At 57.7% G+C, this 15731-nt stretch carries 14 protein-coding genes; 9 read left to right on the forward strand and 5 right to left on the reverse strand.

The annotated features are described in order from the left end of the window. Window positions 1-2: 2 nt before the first annotated feature. The 3 genes from AO242_RS25245 to AO242_RS25255 all read right to left on the reverse strand — a co-directional run bounded on the left by AO242_RS25245 (window position 3) and on the right by AO242_RS25255 (window position 3877). Complete coding sequence (locus tag AO242_RS25245; protein ID WP_099270828.1) at window positions 3-749, reverse strand: FadR/GntR family transcriptional regulator; 747 nt, start codon at window positions 747-749, stop codon at window positions 3-5. A gap of 139 nt (window positions 750-888) precedes the next feature. After that, a complete protein-coding gene (locus AO242_RS25250; RefSeq protein ID WP_099270829.1) occupies window positions 889-2472 on the reverse strand; it encodes an aldehyde dehydrogenase (NADP(+)) in 1584 nt (527 codons plus the stop codon). 499 nt (window positions 2473-2971) lie between these two features. Further along, window positions 2972-3877, reverse strand: coding sequence for a LysR family transcriptional regulator (locus tag AO242_RS25255; RefSeq protein WP_099270830.1), 906 nt, complete (start codon window positions 3875-3877; stop codon window positions 2972-2974). Window positions 3878-3977: 100 nt separating this feature from the next. Here AO242_RS25255 and AO242_RS25260 point away from each other — a divergent pair, with 100 nt between their 5' ends. The 4 genes from AO242_RS25260 to AO242_RS25275 all read left to right on the forward strand — a co-directional run bounded on the left by AO242_RS25260 (window position 3978) and on the right by AO242_RS25275 (window position 7535). Continuing rightward, window positions 3978-4514 (forward strand): GNAT family N-acetyltransferase, encoded by a 537-nt coding sequence (locus tag AO242_RS25260; protein ID WP_099270831.1) that lies wholly within the window; start codon window positions 3978-3980, stop codon window positions 4512-4514. 171 nt (window positions 4515-4685) lie between these two features. Beyond that, the gene (locus AO242_RS25265) at window positions 4686-5762 is read left to right on the forward strand and encodes an ABC transporter substrate-binding protein (protein WP_099270832.1); all 1077 of its coding nucleotides are present in this window, start codon (window positions 4686-4688) and stop codon (window positions 5760-5762) included. After that, complete coding sequence (locus tag AO242_RS25270; RefSeq protein ID WP_099270833.1) at window positions 5749-6747, forward strand: ABC transporter permease; 999 nt, start codon at window positions 5749-5751, stop codon at window positions 6745-6747. Before AO242_RS25265 ends, AO242_RS25270 begins: the two co-directional genes overlap by 14 nt. Continuing rightward, complete coding sequence (locus AO242_RS25275; RefSeq protein WP_099270834.1) at window positions 6741-7535, forward strand: ABC transporter ATP-binding protein; 795 nt, start codon at window positions 6741-6743, stop codon at window positions 7533-7535. The genes AO242_RS25270 and AO242_RS25275 overlap by 7 nt, the downstream gene beginning before the upstream one ends. 33 nt (window positions 7536-7568) lie before the next feature. Here AO242_RS25275 and AO242_RS25280 read toward each other — a convergent pair whose 3' ends face one another. Then, window positions 7569-7808: a hypothetical protein gene (locus tag AO242_RS25280; protein ID WP_027900825.1), complete on the reverse strand. Its 240-nt coding sequence runs from the start codon at window positions 7806-7808 to the stop codon at window positions 7569-7571. 254 nt (window positions 7809-8062) lie between these two features. On the opposite strand from AO242_RS25280, the gene AO242_RS25285 reads away from it, so the two are divergent. Further along, on the forward strand, window positions 8063-8716 hold the full coding sequence (locus AO242_RS25285) for a TetR/AcrR family transcriptional regulator (protein ID WP_099270835.1): 654 nt from the start codon (window positions 8063-8065) through the stop codon (window positions 8714-8716). Window positions 8717-8764: 48 nt separating this feature from the next. Here the strand turns inward: AO242_RS25285 and AO242_RS25290 are convergent, their stop codons facing one another. Next, window positions 8765-11530: a beta-glucosidase gene (locus tag AO242_RS25290; RefSeq protein ID WP_099270836.1), complete on the reverse strand. Its 2766-nt coding sequence runs from the start codon at window positions 11528-11530 to the stop codon at window positions 8765-8767. Between the two features lie 483 nt (window positions 11531-12013). Between AO242_RS25290 and AO242_RS25295 the strand changes: the two genes are divergently transcribed. From AO242_RS25295 to gspG, 4 genes are all read left to right on the forward strand, one after another. Next, window positions 12014-12241, forward strand: coding sequence for a hypothetical protein (locus AO242_RS25295; protein ID WP_027900822.1), 228 nt, complete (start codon window positions 12014-12016; stop codon window positions 12239-12241). Window positions 12242-12339: 98 nt separating this feature from the next. Then, the gene (gspE, locus tag AO242_RS25300; protein ID WP_099270837.1) at window positions 12340-14073 is read left to right on the forward strand and encodes a type II secretion system ATPase GspE; all 1734 of its coding nucleotides are present in this window, start codon (window positions 12340-12342) and stop codon (window positions 14071-14073) included. After that, window positions 14070-15272 (forward strand): type II secretion system inner membrane protein GspF, encoded by a 1203-nt coding sequence (gene gspF, locus AO242_RS25305; RefSeq protein ID WP_099270838.1) that lies wholly within the window; start codon window positions 14070-14072, stop codon window positions 15270-15272. The genes gspE and gspF overlap by 4 nt, the downstream gene beginning before the upstream one ends. A gap of 25 nt (window positions 15273-15297) precedes the next feature. Then, on the forward strand, window positions 15298-15729 hold the full coding sequence (gene gspG / locus AO242_RS25310; RefSeq protein WP_027900819.1) for a type II secretion system major pseudopilin GspG: 432 nt from the start codon (window positions 15298-15300) through the stop codon (window positions 15727-15729). Window positions 15730-15731 lie beyond the last annotated feature (2 nt).

A 15731-nucleotide genomic window follows, 5' to 3' on the forward strand; every position in this document is an offset into this window, starting at 1 on the left:
TTTCATGATCCCTGTCTTTCATAGGCCACACGCAAGCGTTCACGGATGTTGCTCAGATGTCGGCGCATGGCAGCCTTTGCGCCGTCTGAGTCCCGGTTGGCGATAGTGGCGTAGATGTCGTGATGTTCCTGGCGCAACCGTCCGCTGTAATCCTCGATGGCCGTATTGGCCAGCGCTGCCGAGTCGAGACGGTTACGCGGAATCAGCGTCAGGCCCAGATGTTCGGTGATATCCGCGAAATAGCGATTGTCGGTGGCCAGAGCAATTTGCTGATGAAAATCAAAATCAGCGGCCGCCGCTTCGGCCCGGCTGGCAGTCGGGTCTTCTATGATGCTCAGCGCCTGTTGCATGCGCGCCAGTTGATCCTCGGTTCTGCGCAGGGCCGCGAGGCCGGCAGAATCGACTTCGATACCGATACGTAACTCGATGACCGCCATCACGTCGCCAAGCGTGCGGTCTGCCTGAGGATCGATTTGATCGACTCGCTGCCGAACCACAAATGTTCCGATACCGTGCCGCGTTTCTACCAGACCGTGGGATTGCAGGTGCGAAATGGCTTCGCGCACCACCGTGCGACTCACGCGGTGCTCTTGGGTAATGTGTTTTTCCGGGGGTAGCTTGTCACCGACCTTGAGTTGGCCGTCTTCAATCATGCCGGTCAGGATATTGACCAGCGCCAGTGTCAGATTGCGCGGACGTCTTATGGACGAATCGCCCTCTGCCGGTTCGAAAATCGGGGTGGGATTCATGGTGTTCCACCTGATGAAAAAATGCGCTTTCCAGCAGCGCCCATTGACGCGCTGTCAGCTCTTCACAGCTTTCACATAAAGAAACGGCGCGACTGTCAGGTCGCGCCGTTTCTTTTACGGAGCACTGAACAGGTCAGTCTCAAGCGATTGGCTGATCGCTCCACTCGCTGTTTACAAGACGCTTGAGACCCAGCGGGTTGGCGTTCTGCAACGCTTCCGGGAGCAGGCTGTCAGGGTAGTTCTGGTAGCAGACCGGACGCAGGAAGCGGTCAATCGCCAGCGTACCCACTGAGGTACCGCGAGCATCGGAAGTCGCCGGGTACGGACCACCGTGAACCATGGCTTCGCAGACCTCAACACCGGTCGGGTAGCCGTTGACCAGAATACGGCCGACTTTCTCTTCCAGTACCGGCACCAGCCATTGGTACTTCTGCAGATCGCTCTGTTCGCCGATCAGGGTGGCGGTCAGTTGACCGCGAAGGGCTTGCAGCGCGCTTTTCAGTTGCGCGTCGTCAGCGACTTCGATCACCAGAGTCGTTGGGCCGAACACTTCTTCCTGGAGCAGTGGATCGCCGTTGAGCAGCAGGCTGACGTCAGCTTTGAACAGCTGCGCCTGAGCCTGTTTGCCTTCCTGCGGTTTGCCTGCCAGATGAGTCACACCCGGATGCGACAGCAGATGCTCTACGCCTTTGCTGTAGCTGCGCAGGCCGCCAGCGTTCAGCATGGTTTGTGGAGCCTGGCCGCCCATGTGTTCCTGAAGCTGCTCAAGGAAGCGGGTGAAGGTTGGCGAGCTGATGCCGATCACTACGCCGGGGTTGGTGCAGAACTGACCTGCGCCCATTACGACGGATGCTGCGAGATCCTTGGCCACGGTATCGCCGCGAGCAGCCAGCGCTTCAGGCAGCAAGACGACCGGGTTGATGCTCGACATTTCTGCGAACACCGGGATTGGCTCAGGACGTTCTGCGGCCATTTTGCACAGTGCGTCGCCACCGCTCAGGGAGCCAGTGAAGCCAACGGCTTTGATGGCCGGATGCTTGACCAGACCTTCGCCAACACCGCTGCCGAAGATCATGTTGAACACGCCTTTCGGCATTTTGGTTTTTTCTGCTGCACGGATGATCGCAGAACCGACCAGATCGGCTGTCGCCATGTGACCGCTGTGCGCCTTGAATACAACCGGGCAACCGGCGGCCAGTGCTGCAGCGGTGTCGCCGCCAGCGGTAGAGAAGGCCAACGGGAAGTTGCTGGCACCAAACACGGCAACCGGGCCTACCCCGATGCGGTATTGGCGCAGGTCGACGCGTGGCAATGGCTTGCGATCCGGCAATGCCAGATCGATGCGCGCACCGAGGAAATCACCGCGACGCAGGACTTTGGCGAACAGACGCATCTGGCCGCTGGTACGACCGCGCTCACCTTGAATACGGGCGGCTGGCAGAGCGGTTTCCTGACAAACGATAGCGACGAAATCATCACCGAGCTGATCCAGCTCGTCGGCGATGGCATCAAGGAATTCTGCACGGCGACCCGGGCTCAGCTGGCGATATTCAAGAAAGGCGTCTTTGGCTGCCAATGCGGCGGCGTCGATTTCCGCATCAGTAGCCTGATAGAAGCTGTAGGGCAGTGCTTCACCGGTAGTAGCATCGAGACTTTTGTGTTGCGGCTCGCCAAGGGCGCTGCGTGCGCCTGCGATGAAGTTGTGGCCGAGAACATTAGGCATCTTTGTCTCCTGTTTTTATTTGCGGGTTTAATCAGGCTGCTGCCTGTCTTAGAGATCTGCCAACCGTTCGATGACGGTAATGTGAGCTTACCAGCAACTGCACGGCTCAACATGTTGACAGTCATCGTACAACTATGGGTATGACTGCGCAACCGTGGAGATTCCATCCTGGCCTGCAATCTTCCCCGCTGGCCATTAACCCGCAGGACCGGCTTTAGCCGGAAGATTGCATAGATCCTGTGGGAGCGAGGCTTGCCCGCGATAGGGCCACCACGCTTCAGCAGGTTCAACGCGTTATCGTTCATCGCAGTTCAGCCCGGCTCCCACGTGAGATTGCGCTCTTGCGTAGGACCGGCTTCAGCCGGGAGGGCGTCGGGACATCCACCAAACATTGTTCGCCTGAAATACCGTCCTCCCGGCTAAAGCCGCTGCTACAAGATCAAGCTTGCAGGTGGACATAGAATTTCCCACAGGGCGGCGTTTCAAGTCAGGATTTCGGTTACCGCGCACCTGGCTCATTCAGGTTTAGCCCCTGCAGCGCATCAACAACCTCACGCAGCGCGCGATTGACCGGCTTATCCTGGCGCAGCACCAGGCTCAGGTCGCGGCTCAAAGGTGGCGTCAGGCTGCGGATTTGCAGGTTACGCTGATGGTGAGCAGTGGCCACCGCAATGCGTGGGACGATGCTGTAACCCAGCCCGGCAGAGACCATTTCCTTGATGGCTTCGATGCTCCCCAGTTCCATTACCGGACTGGGTCGAACACCCGATTGCTGGAACCATTGATTGATCAGCAGGCGCGTGCTGCTGCCTGCTTCGAATACCACCAGTGGCAAACTGCTCAGGGCGTCGGCATTGATCGACGGCTTCAGGCCGGTCTGGTCAGGGGCAAAAATTGCCACCATTTCGTCCTCCAGTAAGGTCGTGAAGTGCAGACTACGACCCGCTGCAGGCAAGGTGACCAAGGCCAGATCAATTCGATTTTCTTCTACAGCCTTCAGGATGGCCTCGGTATTGCCGGTGCAAACCCGTACATCCAGTTTCGGGAACGCCGTGCGCAAGGTTTTCAGGACTGGCGGCAGCAGATGAATGCAAGCGGTGGCGCCGGTGCCAATCACGACTTGTCCGGCAACGCCTTGAGCATGGCTGGCGAGATCCTGAAGCGCGTCATCAATCACCGAATCAATACGACCGATATGGCTCAGCAAGGTCAGGCCGGCAGCCGTCGGTTTCAGACGTTTGCCGACTCGCTCGATCAGGCGCAGGTTGAGGCGTTGTTCCAGCAGGCGAATATGCAAGCTGACGGCTGGTTGGGTGAGGTTCAGCGTAGTGGCCGCGGCTGAAAAGCTGCCCTGATGAATGACCTCGGAAAAACTGTTCAAGTGATTCAGATTCAACGCTTGCATGGCAAAGTTTTACTTATGCTGAGGATGATTAATCATAGCTTTATTAAGATCTACAGGGTCGGCATGATTGCCGCACTTGCAATCGTTACCGAGAACGAAGATGAACCACGACCTAATCCTGCGCACCACTCGCGAGGATGACATGCCCGCTGTACAGGCTATCTATGCGCACCATGTGCTGACCGGCATTGCCAGTTTCGAACTGCAGCCGCCGTCAGTGCAGGAGATGCTGCGCCGCCGTGCCGAAGTGCTGTCGCGCAAGTTGCCGTACCTGGTTGCCGAGCTGGAGGGAGCGGTGGTCGGTTACGGTTACGCCACGTTGTATCGACCCAGGCCCGGCTACCGTTTTACGGCGGAAGACTCTGTGTATATGGCTGAAGGCATGGGTGGCAAAGGCATCGGCCAGGCACTGTTGGCTGCAGTCATCGAGCACTGCGTGCAGGGCGGCTGGCGGCAAATGGTGGCGGTAATCGGCAACAGTGAAAACCATGGTTCGCTGCGGCTTCATGAAAAGCTGGGGTTTCGTCGGATCGGGGTTTTTGAGTCGGTGGGCTTCAAGCACGGGCGCTGGGTTGACACAGTGTTGATGCAGCGAGCACTGGGCGATGGCAGCGGCAGCCTGCCGGATGATCAGTAAAGTAGGAACTTATCGATAGACTATTTGCATATTAGTTTAGAATTTAAATGCATTTTCGGAATAAATAAGCCGGTGATATGGTTTTAACCAGTCACTGGAAACCTTGAGAAAAGTTATAAGAAAGGGATTTCGGCTGACGGCCTGATTTATCACTTCTCAAGGAATACCTGCATGGCAGCTTTTGATCATCTCACCCGTCGTCGTTTGCTCGGTTTGACCGGCGTTGCCCTGGCCAGTCCTCTACTGGCGTCTGTTCCCGGTTTTGCCTGGGCTGCCGATGAGCATGCCGGGCACAATGCTGGCGGCGGTGATGCGGAGCCAGCAGGCACCGGGGAATTCATCAAACTTGCCGAAACACGCAAACTCAAGCTGGCGGTGAATCTCAACGCGGTCTGCCTGGCGCCGGTGGTGATTGCCCATGGGCAGGGCTTTTTCACCAAACATAATCTGGACGTGGAACTGGTCAACTTCGGCAACTCTACAGAAGTGCTGCTTGAAGCCATCGCCACTGGCAAGGCGGATGCGGGGGTTGGCATGGCGCTGCGCTGGCTCAAGGCGCTGGAGCAGGGTTTCGACGTCAAGCTCACAGCCGGCACCCACGGTGGTTGCCTGCGTCTGCTCAGTGCCGTCAACAGCCCGGTGCAGAAGCTCGAAGACCTGAAGGGCAAGGCCATTGGCGTCACCGACATGGCCAGCCCGGACCGTAACTTCTTCTCCATCCTGCTCAAGAAACACGGCGTTGATCCTGTGCGTGACGTCGAATGGCGGCTGTACCCGGCGGATCTGCTCGGCACTGCGCTGGAGCGCGGTGAAGTGCAGGCAGTCAGTGGCAGTGACCCGTTCATGTACCGCCTGATTCAGGGCGGCAAGGCCCGCGAACTGTCAAACAACCTGGTCGAGGAATACGCCAATCTCAGCTGCTGCGTTGTCGGTGTGACCGGCAAATTGGTGCGCGATGAGAAACGCGTCGCGGCGGCTTTGACTCAGGCCATTCTCGAAGCCCATGACTATTCCGTGAAAAATCCGGAAGTCGTCGCCAAGGGCTTCCAGGCTCACGCTCTGAACACGTCGGTTGAAGAAGTGAAAGCCATTCTTCACGACCACACCCATGGCCACCATGCGGTTGGCGCAGCCTTGACCAAGGAAATCGTCACCTACGTAACCGATTTGCAGACGGTTGAAGTGATTCGCAAAAGCACCGACGCCGTGGCGTTCTCTAAGGAGATTACCGCCGATGTCTTCAATTGAAGCCGCGCCGCAGCTCGCGGCGCTTGAGCGAGCACCTGCCAGATTCTGGCGACAGGGGGCGGTGGCCGTTGTCGCCTGGATTGGCGTCGGGCTGCTGATCGCTTATTTCCCTGACGCCACCCGCAACTGGCCCATGACTCAGGGGCTGGCCAATCTGTGCCTGGCGGTCGCCGCGTTGATCGGCCTGGTGGGTATTTTGGGTCGCTGGTTTCCCGCTTTGCAGCGCCGGGCCTATCCCGCAGGTGCCTGGCTGATTGCCTTGCCAGTGTTGTTGGGAATCTGGGAGTTGCTCACCGCCAAACTGGCCTTGTTGCCGGTGCCGTTCTTTGCGCCGCCGCAGGCGCTACTGGATGTGTATGTCGAAGACTGGCCGCGGCTGGCCGACAGCTTGCTCAATTCAGCGTTGCTGTTGGGCACGGGCGTGGCACTGGGAGCAGTGACAGGGTTTATTGCAGGTGTCGCGATTGGCTGGTCAACCAGTATCGGCTACTGGCTGCACCCGGTATTGCGCATCCTGGGCCCGGTGCCGTCCACGGCATTACTGCCGCTGTGCTTCTTCCTGTTCCCCAGCAGCTGGAGTGCCAGCGTGTTTCTCATCGCACTGGCCACCTGGTTCCCGGTCACGGTGCTGACCTGGTCGGGGGTTGCGAGTGTCGATAAGGCCTATTACGACGTCGCCCGGACGCTGGGCGCCAAACCGGGCTTTCTGATTTTCAACGTGGCCATTCCGGCTGCACTGCCTCACGTGTTCGTCGGCCTGTTCATGGGCCTTGGCGCGTCGTTCTCCACGTTGGTCGTTGCGGAAATGATGGGCGTGAAGTCAGGCATTGGCTGGTACTTGCAATGGGCGCAAGGCTGGGCCGCCTACGCCAATATGTATGCGGCGTTGCTGATCATGGCGCTGGCCTGTTCCGGATTGATTTCGGGGCTCTTTCTCATACGTGATCGCCTGCTGGCCTGGCAACAAGGAGCCATGAAATGGTAGCTACTGCATCTGCTTCAACGGTTTCAACGTCAGCCGGGTTGGCGTTGCGGATTGAAAATCTGAGTCATGGATTTGCGTTGGACGGTCAGCATCTGCCTGTTCTGGAAAACGTTTCACTGGACGTGGCTCCGGGCGAGTTCGTCGCCTTGTTGGGGCCGTCGGGATGCGGCAAGTCCACTTTGTTGCGACTGGTTGCCGGGCTGGAACCCGCTGACAGTGGAGCTTTGTTGGCGGATGGCCTGGCGATCAGCGGCCCCGATCCGAGCCGCGTGGTGGTCTTTCAGGACCCGACGCTTTATCCGTGGCGGCGAGTCTGGGACAACGTGGCACTAGGGCTACAAGCTCAGGGCCTGCTCAAAAGCCACTCCGGCAAAGTTGACGATGCATTGGCCACGGTGGGTCTCAGCAGTTTTGCCCGCGCTTATCCGCGGCAATTGTCAGGCGGGATGGCTCAGCGCGTGGCGCTGGCACGTGCGCTGGTCAATGAACCGCGACTGCTAATTCTCGATGAACCGCTTGGCAAACTCGATTCGCTGACGCGCATCACCATGCAAAAGGAATTGATCGATCTCTGGCAACGTCAGGGATACACGGCATTGCTGGTGACTCATGACGTTGAAGAAGCCTTGCTGCTGGCCAATCGTGTCATCGTTTTCAGCGACCGACCGGCCACCATCAAGGCACAACTTACGATCGAGCGCCCTTATCCGCGCCATCGCGACGATCCGTATCTGGTCGACCTGCGCAAGCAGATTCTGGGGCTGCTCGGGCTGGGGGAGAGCTGGTAGCGGTTTTAGAAACAGTTTTCAGAAACGGGGCTTTTAGAAACGCGCCTGAGCTGAGTACTCCGGCCCGTCATTGAAGCAGGCCAGATCAACCAGCAGTGTTTCCCATTCCACGCCATCGACGAACTGGTCCAGATGCGCCTGACCCGCTTCGGCATCCGAAGCGGTGATGGTTTTTATCGTCTCTGGCTGAGGGGCGAGGCTCTCATGGGCTGGCGTTACTTTGATTGCGAGGCGAGACAGCAGCGATTCTTTGAGCATCAGTAGATAGGACATGAGCGGGTTCCTTTCTGAGGGCGTGAGTATCGGCTGCGCGCACTGTTATTGGACGAAACGCGGGTACAAGACGTTTAATTGGTGCGCCTTGTATGGCGATTGGTCCGGTCGTGCAACGAATAGCGGCCTGACACCTTGCTCTTGAAAATAACGTGCCAACCTGGAACGGGCGTTCAGTTTTAAGGCCGGGCAGGATGATTGCGACGGGTTGTCTTTGCCGGTAGGGTAGCCAGCTGTCTGGCAAGGAGCTTGAAATGACTCAGTTAATCCCGCCCGGAGTGGCGGATGCAGCAGCCGATCGACCTAAACAACGTCGCGCGCCAAAGGGCGAAAAACGCCGCGAAGAATTGCTCGATGCTGCTTTGCAGGTATTTTCACTGGAGGGGTACAGCGGTGCCTCGGTGGCTCAGGTGGCGGCGATTGTCGGCATATCGGTTGCCGGGCTCCTGCATCACTTTCCCAGCAAGATTTCGCTGTTGATGGGTGTGCTTGATCGGCGTGACAAAGCCAACAGCCGAATTGCCGAAGAAGTCCGTGCCGATAAAAGCCTGACGGGTTTGCTGGGCAGTTTGCGCGCGATCAACCGGTCAAATGCCACGGCACCCGGTGTGGTGCGTGCTTTCACCATTCTCAACGCAGAAAGTCTGGTCGAAGGGCATCCGGCCTGGAACTGGTTTCAGGATCGCTACGAGTTGATTTACGGAAAGCTGATCGGACAATTTACCGATCTGGTCAATGCGGGAGAGGTGCGGGCCGATGTCGACCTGCCGGGACTTGTCCAGGAAATCCTGGCAATGATGGACGGTTTGCAGGTCCAGTGGCTGCGCTTTCCGGAGAAAGTCGATCTGGTAGAGCGTTTCGATACCTACATCGCACGGGTCGATGCAGCGATAAGAGTTCGTCCCTGAACCCGTCCGGACCTCGTGAGAGGTCCGGCTCTATCCCTGAATCAGCGCTTAGTTACCGCTTGCGCTGCCTTGAGTGGTGGTGTCATCGGTGGTGTCGTAGCCATCACCTTCGCTCGTGTCGGTGTCGCCGGTGCCTTGATCAAGCACGCCGCCGGTTTTGACTGCCGAATCACGCAGCGTGGAGTTCAGCGCCGAGCGTGGCAGCGGGTTGCTGGTGGTGGTCGACAGTTCCTGACGGAACGGGTTGACCAGCTTGGCGTTCAGGCGGATATCCTGAGACGACGCGCCCACCGACAGGTTGAAGCTGTCTGCGTCCACAACCCATTGCTTGCTGTCCACGTCGTAGTAAGCCAGCGAGCGATCGTTGAGCTCGATGGTTACACGCTTGCTTTCGCCCGGCTTCAGGAACACTTTCTTGTAGCCTTTCAGCTCCTTGATAGCGCGCTCGACTTTCGGGTTCTGCTGGCCAACATACAGCTCGGCAACTTCGGAACCACCCACCTTGCCGGTGTTGGTCAGGTCGAACGACACCTTGATAGGCGTGTTGCCCACTGCGACACCCGGAGTAACGGTGATGTTGCTGTAGCCGAAGGTGGTGTACGACAGGCCGTAACCGAACGGATAGAGCGGCTTGATGCCTTTCTTCTCGTAACCACGATAGCCAAGGAGCAGGTCGTCCTTGTAGCTCATGGTTTTCAGCGTTTCTTCGTTGTCGAATTTCGGGAAGGTCGCGTAGATCGGGTTATCTTCGATGTTGCGTTCGATACTGATCGGCAGCTTGCCCGACGGGTTGACCTTGCCGAACAGGATTTCAGCCAGAGCCTGACCGCCGTTCTGACCTGGGTAGAACGCGTGCAGCGCAGCAGGAACCTGATCGATCCAGTCGCTCATCTTCAGACCGGTACCGCCGTGCATGGTCACCACGGTGTTCGGGTTGACCTTGGCGATGTTCTGAATCAGCTCGTTCTGGAATTCCGGCAGGTCGAAGCTGTGGTCGAAACCTTCACCTTCGTATTCGTTGCTGTTACCCACTGCAACCAGCACTGCATCGTACTGAGACAGATCCTGCGGAGCATTCAGCGAAGCCCAGCTCATTTGCACGCCAACCAGGCCGCCCATGGTGGAGAGGTAGCCATTGCGACGCGAGTATTCCAGCTTGATGTCGTAAGCCTTGCCTGCTTCCAGGTTGACCTTGGCGAACACTGGAATGGTCGGCGGGATGCTGTTGCTCGGCAGCGGCTTGCCGTCACCGTTGTCCAGGACTTTCTTGCCGTTTACGTACAGACGTACTGCGCCGTCGGCACGGACCTTGAACACCTGGTCGCCGCTGGTGGTCGGTGTGATCTGACCGGTGTAACGAATCGAAGTGTTCGACGTGTCGCCGTTGACTGGCAGAGAGTCAGTGGACCAGTCCAGATCAACGTGTTTGTCGGTACGGGTCGCCGCAGCATCACCGGACCAGTTGGCGTTGGTGAAGAACTCGGTTTTCAGGCCGCTGACGCTTTTGCCATCGCTGTCTGCGTGGCTCCAGGTAGTGGCGCTCGGGTCCAGCGACAAGCCGTCGATGAACTCGACCTTGGCGTTAGGTGCCAACTGCTGCAGACCGCTCAGCTCGCTGATGTAGTGGGCTGCCATGACGTTGGCGCTACCGAAACCGGTAGGCGGCGCGTACTTGGCCAGGGTGCCGACCACTGCGATCTTCTTGACCGTCTGCTTGTTCAACGGCAGCAGGTTGTTGTCGTTTTTCAGCAGCACGATGCCTTCACGCGCAGCGTTCAGGGCAACCTTGTTGCTGGTGGCGCTGTTCATGTTGTGCGCGGTCAATGGCGCTTTGCTGTCGAACTTGTACAGGTAGATCTGCTTGAGGATGCGGCGAACCTTGTCATCGATGGTCGCTACGTCCAGCTCACCGCTGTCCAGGTAAGGCTTGAGGATGGTGCTATTCATCTGATAGCCCATCATGTCCAGGTCGGTGCCTGCCTGAGCGGCGTTCAGACCGTGGACTACAGCGTTGTAGTCGCTCTGTACGAAGCCTGGATAGCCCCATTCTGTTTTCAGAATGTCGCGCATCAGGTGTTCGTTTTCGCAAGCGAACTCACCGTTCACTTTCTGGAAGGCGCACATCATCATCGCGACTTTACTGTTCTTCGAAGCGGATTCGAAGGCAGGCAGGGTCATTTCGCGCAGTACGCGCTCGCTGATGGTTTCGTCCAGGTTGAAGCGGTTGCTTTCCTGGTCGTTGGCCGCGTAGTGCTTGGCGTTCGCCCATACACCACGGGACTGAATACCGTTAATCACTGCTGGGCTGAGGCTTGCACCCAGGAACGGATCTTCACCGGAAAGGTATTCGAAGGCACGACCGCTGTAAGGCATGCGGTACAGGTTGACACCAGGGCCAGTCACGAACTGGTAGCCGCCGGTAGCGGTGTCGTAACCCAGGGCGCGACCCAGATCGATGGCACGACGCGGGTTCCAGGTAGCAGCCAGGTTAGGACCGGACGGATAAACCACACCCTGAGCGTTGCCTTCGCTGGTGTAACGAACACCGACGCCGCCGTCAGCACCGTGAATCTGCGGGATGCCATATTGAGTCAATGGCTTCACATCCCAACCACCGGTACCGCCGATGTAGGCCAGCTTTTCTTCCAGGGTCATTTTTTTCAGGGTTTTTTCCGCGGCCTTCTCGGCACGGCTTACCTTGCCTTCATCCAGCGAAGGGCTAGTGGCCGCGCTGGTGGCTGCGTGGACCTGTGAGACTGCCAGCGCCAGCAAAGCGAGTGCATACTTCGCACCGATCATTTTCCGTTTGTTCATGTATTACTCCGACTACCAATTTTCAAGTTTTATGCTGTTAAAGGCTGCTCAATTCTGACTGCTCACGAACTTTTATTCGGGCAATACTTCACCTTCTTCGCGACTTTCCGAGTATTAATCTCAGCGCAATAGTTAGTGTTTTAAACGTGTATTTATATTGTAAGAATTATGTGTTTCGTGTCTTTACTTGATATCACTGTGACATCACAAGATGGCACTTTGATTCGCGTTGGCGGCGTAATTAAGACAATTCTCAACCCGAAATGTCAAACAAAAGCTCGTTTTGAGTGAATTTTTGTTTTTTTTGCTTACAAATTTGAACTCATGCTAAACCTACTGGTCGATTGGTTTAAGAATTTTCGGTGAGCGATTCATCTTCGCTGCTGGCACGATACCGAGGTTCCCCTTAGTTGCGGTTTTAATGCCTCTGTTTTTCGGCGGGTATTGCGTAGCTATTTATTATTATTTTGTGGGAGATAGTTTATGAAGTTGCCTCTTATTGGTGCGGGCGTGGTGTTGGGTTTTGCACTTACTGGTGCTGCAATCGCTGCTGAAGCGACCGATGCCGATGCGAAATCCGGTGCTACCGATTCCACGGTGCTGACCCAGACTCAAGACGCCAAAGTGTTGAAAAAACAGCAAGCCCAGACCACCAAAGGCGGTCGTCCGCTCGACGCCACCAAAAACAATTCGCAAAAAACCTCGAATTGATGGTCTAACCGTTTTTCTACCGGCCTCCTGATTGATCCCGATTCGGTCAAGAGGCTGGTACCCTTGCTCCTTCGATCTGTACAGATGCCCGCACCTATATGTCCGCCCCCGTCGATACCTCCCGATTAGTGATCCCCGATGCCGAGCAGGTTTGCGCCTGGTTGATGGAAAATGCCGGTCTGAAGACCGTTGATCTGGAACGTGCCCGTCGTCTGGCTCAGGAATCGGCTCAAGAATCCGAATCCGCCGAGCTGCTGGGCTTGCTGACCCGATTGGGTCTGGTCTCCGAATTTGAACTGGCCCGTGCTTGGGCGGCTCTTCTTGATGCGCCGCTGGTGCTGGCCGAATCCGCGCCGCCGCTGCTGGACCCGTTGCCGCCGTTGACCGAGCGCTTCATGCGTCACTACCAGATCGTGCCGCTGGGCTGGAGTGACGGTGGCTTGCGCGTATTGGCGGCCAATCCGCATCTGCTGTATCCGTTTCAAGCCGTTGCATACGCCTGCGATGTGCCGGTCTTGCTGTCGGTCGGCCCCCGTAATGAAGTCGAAACCCTCATTGAGCGTTATTACGGCCAGGGTCGCTCAGCCATGGGCACGCTGATCGAGAACCTCGATGAAGAGGGCCGCTCGCTTGAGGACATCGAACACCTGAAAGACATGGCGTCCGAAGCGCCGGTGATTCGTCTGGTCAACCTGATCCTGCAACGGGCCGTCGAGCATCGCGCCTCCGACATTCATATCGAACCATTTGAAAGCCAGCTCAAAGTCCGTTACCGCATCGACGGTGTCCTGCACGAAGCCGAAGCGCCGCCGTCCAGTTCGTCGGCGGCGGTGATCTCGCGGGTGAAGATCATGGCCCGGCTTGATATTGCCGAGCGTCGGTTGCCTCAGGACGGGCGGATCATGCTGCGTATTCAAGGCAAGGAGCTCGACTTGCGGGTTTCTACCGTGCCCACCAGTTTTGGTGAGTCGGTGGTCATGCGTCTGCTGGATCGGCAGACCATCAATTTCGACTTCCCAAGCCTGGGCTTCGACGGCGAACGCCTCGACGAATTTCTTGAAGTGCTGGAACGTCCTCACGGCATCCTCCTGGTGACCGGTCCGACCGGTTCAGGTAAAACCACCACGCTTTACACCGCGCTGTCCCGGCTGAACACCGCCGAACGCAAGATCATCACTGTTGAAGACCCGGTGGAGTACCAGCTCGAAGGCATCAACCAGATTCAGGTCAAGCCCGCTATCGGTCTGGACTTCGCTGGAGCGCTGCGTTCCATCGTGCGTCAGGACCCGGACGTGATCATGATCGGTGAGATGCGTGACCTGGAAACCTGCCGCATCGCCATTCAATCCTCGCTCACCGGTCACCTGGTGCTCTCGACCCTGCACACCAACAGTGCGGCGGCGAGTATCACCCGTTTGCTGGACATGGGCGTCGAGAGTTACCTGATTGCTTCCACCGTGAACGGTATTCTGGCCCAGCGTCTGGTGCGTCGTCTCGATCCTGCGACTCGCGAAGCGTTTGAAGCGCCGCCTGAATTAATAGAAGAGCATGGACTTGATCGTTTTACTGACGAACGTCCAATCATGCTGTACCGTCCACGCCCCGATGCGCCCGGTGGTGGCTATCGCGGCCGTAGTGCCATCACTGAATTGCTGGTGATGAACGAAGAATTGCGCAGCCTGCTGATGCGTCATGCCGATGCGTCGACGCTGGAGCAAGCGGCCCGTCGTGGTGGTTTACGGACCCTGCATGAAGAAGGTTTGCGTCAGGCAGTGGCCGGTGTCACCTCTCTTGAGGAAGTCTTGCGGGTGACCCGCGGGGAAGGTAATTGAGCCTGTTTAAATATCGCGCCCTGGACAGTCAGGGCGTTGCTCAAAATGGCACTCTGGATGCCAAGGATCAGGACGCGGCCGTTGCTGTTCTGCAAAAGCGCGGCCTGCTGGTCCTGCAAATCGACCCTGCGGGTATGGGCGGCCTGCGTAATGCACTCGGCCGCGGCATGCTCAATGGTGCGGCGCTGGTGAGTTTTACCCAGCAACTGGCAACGTTGCTCGGTGCCGGTCAGCCTCTGGAGCGCTCGTTGGGGATTCTGCTCAAGCAGCCCGGCCAGCCGCAGACCCGGGCGTTGATCGAGCGCATTCGCGAACAGGTCAAGGCCGGTAAGCCGCTTTCGGCAGCGCTGGAAGAAGAGGGCACGCAGTTTTCTTCTCTTTATATAAGCATGGTTCGCGCAGGTGAGGCGGGCGGTGCGCTGGAAAGCACCTTGCGCCAGCTCAGTGATTATCTGGAGCGCAGTCAGTTGCTGCGCGGCGAAGTGATCAACGCGCTGATTTACCCGGCGTTTCTTGTTGTGGGCGTGCTGGGATCTCTGGCGTTGCTGCTGGCCTATGTGGTGCCGCAGTTTGTGCCGATCTTCAAGGACCTGGGCGTGCCGATCCCGTTGATCACTGAAGTGATCCTCGGCCTGGGGGAGTTTTTAAGTGCTTACGGGCTGGCGGTGTTGGCCGGGTTGATTGCCTTGATCTGGTTGGTGATGGTGCGCCGCAAGGATCCGGCCCGACGTGAACGTCATGATCGTCGTCTGCTGGGGATTCGCGTCATCGGCCCGCTGCTGCAACGGATCGAAGCTGCTCGTCTGGCGCGAACATTGGGCACACTTCTCAATAATGGCGTTGCGTTGTTACAAGCGCTGGTCATTGCCCGTCAGGTCTGTACTAATCGCGCGCTGCAAGCGCAGGTCGCGCAAGCCGCAGAGTCAGTGAAAGGCGGCGGCACGCTGGCCAGTGCCTTTGGCGCCGAGCCGCTGTTGCCGGATCTGGCCCTGCAAATGATTGAAGTTGGCGAGCAGGCGGGTGAACTGGACAGCATGTTGCTCAAGGTCGCGGATGTATTCGACATCGAGGCCAAGCGCGGCATTGACCGGATGCTCGCGGCGCTGGTGCCTGCTCTGACCGTGGTCATGGCCGGGATGGTGGCGGTGATCATGCTCGCGATCATGCTGCCGTTGATGAGCCTGACCAGCAATATTTGAATTTTCGAAAGAGGAAACGATTGTGATGAGTTTCAGCCGTAAACGCTTCAAACCGGGCCGCAGACAAAACGGCTTCACCTTGCTGGAAATGCTCGCGGTTATCGTGTTGCTAGGCATCGTGGCGACCATTGTTGTGCGTCAGGTCGGCGGTAACGTCGACAAGGGCAAATACGGTGCTGGCAAAGCGCAACTGGCCAGCCTGTCGATGAAGATCGAAAGCTACGCGCTGGACGTCGGTTCGCCGCCTAAAACCCTGCAGCAACTGGTGGAGAAATCCGGCAATGCTTCCGGCTGGGCTGGTCCGTATGCCAAGCCTTCGGACCTCAAAGACCCGTTTGGTCACGCGTTCGGCTATCGCTTCCCGGGCCAGCACGGCACGTTTGACCTGATCTTTTTCGGCCAGGACGGCCAGGCAGGCGGCGAAGGCTACAGCGCTGACCTGGGCAACTGGGAATAATC

This window comes from Pseudomonas sp. ICMP 561 (assembly GCF_002699985.1).
GTDB lineage: Bacteria > Pseudomonadota > Gammaproteobacteria > Pseudomonadales > Pseudomonadaceae > Aquipseudomonas > Aquipseudomonas quasicaspiana.

Coding starts and splice junctions, on each gene's coding strand:
- AO242_RS25275 (WP_099270834.1), top strand. CDS start 6,741: ATGGTAGCTACTGCATCTGCTTCAACGGTTTCAACGTCAGCCGGGTTG.
- AO242_RS25265 (WP_099270832.1), top strand. CDS start 4,686: ATGGCAGCTTTTGATCATCTCACCCGTCGTCGTTTGCTCGGTTTGACC.
- gspG (WP_027900819.1), top strand. CDS start 15,298: ATGAGTTTCAGCCGTAAACGCTTCAAACCGGGCCGCAGACAAAACGGC.
- AO242_RS25255 (WP_099270830.1), bottom strand. CDS start 3,877: ATGCAAGCGTTGAATCTGAATCACTTGAACAGTTTTTCCGAGGTCATT.
- AO242_RS25290 (WP_099270836.1), bottom strand. CDS start 11,530: ATGAACAAACGGAAAATGATCGGTGCGAAGTATGCACTCGCTTTGCTG.
- AO242_RS25245 (WP_099270828.1), bottom strand. CDS start 749: ATGAATCCCACCCCGATTTTCGAACCGGCAGAGGGCGATTCGTCCATA.
- AO242_RS25280 (WP_027900825.1), bottom strand. CDS start 7,808: ATGTCCTATCTACTGATGCTCAAAGAATCGCTGCTGTCTCGCCTCGCA.
- AO242_RS25260 (WP_099270831.1), top strand. CDS start 3,978: ATGAACCACGACCTAATCCTGCGCACCACTCGCGAGGATGACATGCCC.
- AO242_RS25250 (WP_099270829.1), bottom strand. CDS start 2,472: ATGCCTAATGTTCTCGGCCACAACTTCATCGCAGGCGCACGCAGCGCC.
- AO242_RS25285 (WP_099270835.1), top strand. CDS start 8,063: ATGACTCAGTTAATCCCGCCCGGAGTGGCGGATGCAGCAGCCGATCGA.
- AO242_RS25270 (WP_099270833.1), top strand. CDS start 5,749: ATGTCTTCAATTGAAGCCGCGCCGCAGCTCGCGGCGCTTGAGCGAGCA.
- gspE (WP_099270837.1), top strand. CDS start 12,340: ATGTCCGCCCCCGTCGATACCTCCCGATTAGTGATCCCCGATGCCGAG.
- AO242_RS25295 (WP_027900822.1), top strand. CDS start 12,014: ATGAAGTTGCCTCTTATTGGTGCGGGCGTGGTGTTGGGTTTTGCACTT.